Below are 2,390 nucleotides of genomic sequence, written 5' to 3'. Positions count from 1 at the left end.
CCGAAGCCGGCCCAGGCGGTGGGACTCAGCGCGGTGTCGGCGAGCCAGCCGACCACGCCGGTCATCACCAGTCCGACCGGGACGAGCGCGTAGGCCGCGAGGCGGGCCGCCGCCAGGAAACGCCTGCGGTAGGCCGTGACCACCGCGATACCCAGGCCCGCCGCGGAAACGGCGGAGCAGACTGTCTCGGCAAGCATCCGGTCCTCCTGGCGGGCTCGGTCGTCGCTTCCATCGTGCACCGCCGGATCCCCGCGAGGCCATGTTCCAGCCGGACATCAGGGACATCTCCGGGTCCTCTCCTACTGGAGTCCCGGACCTCGGCCCGCCCGCGCGCCGAGGTCCGGTTGGGCCGCCCGGTCCCGGCCTGGAAGACTGTGGGGCATGAGCGACTCCTCCCCCGCCCGCACCGATGCCCTCGTCCTCGACGTCTGGTGTGAGCTGCAGTGCCCCGACTGCCGTACGGCCCTGGACGACGTACGCGCCCTGCGTGCCCGCTACGGCGACCGGCTGGAGCTGCGACTGCGGCACTTCCCCCTGGAGAAGCACAAGCACTCCTTCGCCGCCGCGCAGGCCGCCGAGGAGGCGCTGGAGCAGGGCAAGGGCTGGCCGTACGTGGAGGCCGTGCTGGAGCGGGTGGCGGAGCTGGACCGTCGGGGGGAACCCTTCCTGGTCGAGGTCGCTCGGGAACTGGGGCTGGACGCCGAGGAGTTCGACACCGCGTTGATCGACGGCCGGCACATCCTGGTCGTGGACGCCGACCAGGCCGAGGGCAAGGCCATCGGCGTGACCGGCACGCCGACGTACGTCATCGGCGGCGAGCGCCTCGACGGCGGAAAGAGCCAGGAGGGCCTGCGCGAACGCATCGAGCAGATCGCGGACCGCCTGCTGGCCGACCGCGCCTCCGGACAGGGCTGAGCGCCCGCCGGGCCGCCCGGTGCCCGCCGTGGCGCCTACAGCAGCGGCTTGCTCAAGGAGTACGTCACCGTTTCGTAGCCGAGTGACGCGTACAGCGCCTCGGCGGGGGTGTTGCCCGCGAAGACGTTGAGGCCCAGGACCGGGCGGCCGGAGCCGGTCGCGTGCTGTTCCGCGAGGAGCATGAGCGTACGGCCGTGTCCCCGGCCCCGGTAAGCCGGGTACGTCTGCACGTCGAACACGTACGCCTTGCCCTCCTGGAGTGCCACCCACAGGGTGCCCACCGCTCTGTCCTCGTGCTCCAGCACGCTGAAGAGCATGCCGTCGGTCGCGAGGCCGTGCGGCAGCAGCCGTGCGTGGTCGTCGCGGGACTTGGCGCGGGCGGCGGCCTCCGGGATGCCGCGCTCGATCCACATACGCGCGTGCTGCTCGCGCTCCGCCTCCAGCCAGGCGTCGAACTCCTCCCCCGTCATGGGCCGCGCACGGCTGCCCGGGGGCAGGGCGGGCGGGGTGCCGTCCAGGCGCTTCTCCATGCCGCGGTTGCGCACGGTGTAGCCCAGGGTGCGGAACAGGCTCAGGGCGGCCTCGGCCGCGACGGGCAGCAGGGCCTCCACCTGCGCGCAGCCCCAGCCCCGGGCCACCTCCTCCGCGGCCAGCGCCGCCACGGTGCCCCGCCCGCGCCGCCGGTCGGGCTCGGCGACCCGCAGGTCGACGATGCGGGCCACGGAGTCGCCGAAGGACGGCGAGGTGCCCAAGTGGATCTCGCCGACGGGACGGCTGTTCACGCACACCGCGTAGCGCCGTGAGCGGGTCCCGTCGGGGTTGTGCCGGAGCGGCTCGGCCGGCCGCAGGGTCGTCGTCATCACAGACGTTCTACCCCTGCCGGCCGGCACAGTCAGCCGGTTTTCCGCTCCCACCCCGGGGGCCTCGCCCCAGGTCCCGGCCCCCGGCGCCGGTGGATCCCGGCTCGCCGTCGCCGGTCCGGCCGTCGGCTCAGGGGTCCAGGTCCCTCCCGGACCGCTCGTCGAAGACACGCATCACCTCGGCGGTCACCGGGCCGTCGGCGCCGGGCAGTTGGCGGCCGTCGACGCGGTGCAGGGCCTGTACGTCCCGCAGCGACGAGGTCAGGAAGACCTCGTCGGCGCGCTGGAGGACGTCCAGCGGCAGGTCGGTCTCCCGGGCGCCCGTCCACTCGACGACCAGGGCGCGGGTGATGCCGGGCAGACAGCCGGAGGCGACCGGCGGGGTGTGGATCTCGCCGTCCAGGACGACGAAGACGTTCGTCGCGGCGCCCTCGCAGAGCAGTCCGGCCGTGTTGCCGAACAGGGCCTCGGAGGCGCCGAGTCGGCGGGCCCGGTCGAGGGCCACGAGGTTCTCGGCGTACGACGTGCTCTTCACACCGGCGAGGGCGCCGCGCTCGTTGCGGGTCCACGGGACGGTGACCGCCGCGGTGGAGTCGGGGCGGCGGGTGGTCTCGG

3 protein-coding genes and 1 pseudogene are annotated in these 2,390 nt (G+C 74.0%); 1 reads left to right on the top strand and 3 read right to left on the bottom strand.

Annotated features, from left to right (window positions below; translation table 11 throughout):
- A pseudogene (locus H5J33_RS31340) lies at positions 1-197 on the bottom strand (hypothetical protein); the annotation flags it as partial.
- Positions 198-381: 184 nt separating this feature from the next.
- On the opposite strand from H5J33_RS31340, the gene H5J33_RS31335 reads away from it, so the two are divergent.
- Entirely contained in the window at positions 382-915 is a 534-nt protein-coding gene (locus H5J33_RS31335) for a DsbA family protein (RefSeq protein ID WP_181798142.1), read from the top strand.
- Between the two features lie 35 nt (positions 916-950).
- Here H5J33_RS31335 and H5J33_RS31330 read toward each other — a convergent pair whose 3' ends face one another.
- Positions 951-1,775, bottom strand: a complete 825-nt coding sequence (locus H5J33_RS31330) for a GNAT family N-acetyltransferase (protein ID WP_181798141.1) — start codon at positions 1,773-1,775, stop codon at positions 951-953.
- Positions 1,776-1,905: 130 nt separating this feature from the next.
- The coding region (locus H5J33_RS31325; RefSeq protein ID WP_181798140.1) for an aminotransferase class IV at positions 1,906-2,390 on the bottom strand (485 nt) is incomplete at its 5' end.

The organism is Streptomyces sp. WELS2 (assembly GCF_013870595.1).
GTDB lineage: Bacteria > Actinomycetota > Actinomycetes > Streptomycetales > Streptomycetaceae > Streptomyces.
Note: the sequence above shows the minus strand (reverse complement) of the source record. Positions and strands in the feature narration are given on the sequence as shown.

What these genes read in the sequence shown, in the direction of transcription:
- H5J33_RS31330 (WP_181798141.1), bottom strand. Translation starts at nt 1,775, where the DNA reads ATGACGACGACCCTGCGGCCGGCCGAGCCGCTCCGGCACAACCCCGAC.
- H5J33_RS31335 (WP_181798142.1), top strand. Translation starts at nt 382, where the DNA reads ATGAGCGACTCCTCCCCCGCCCGCACCGATGCCCTCGTCCTCGACGTC.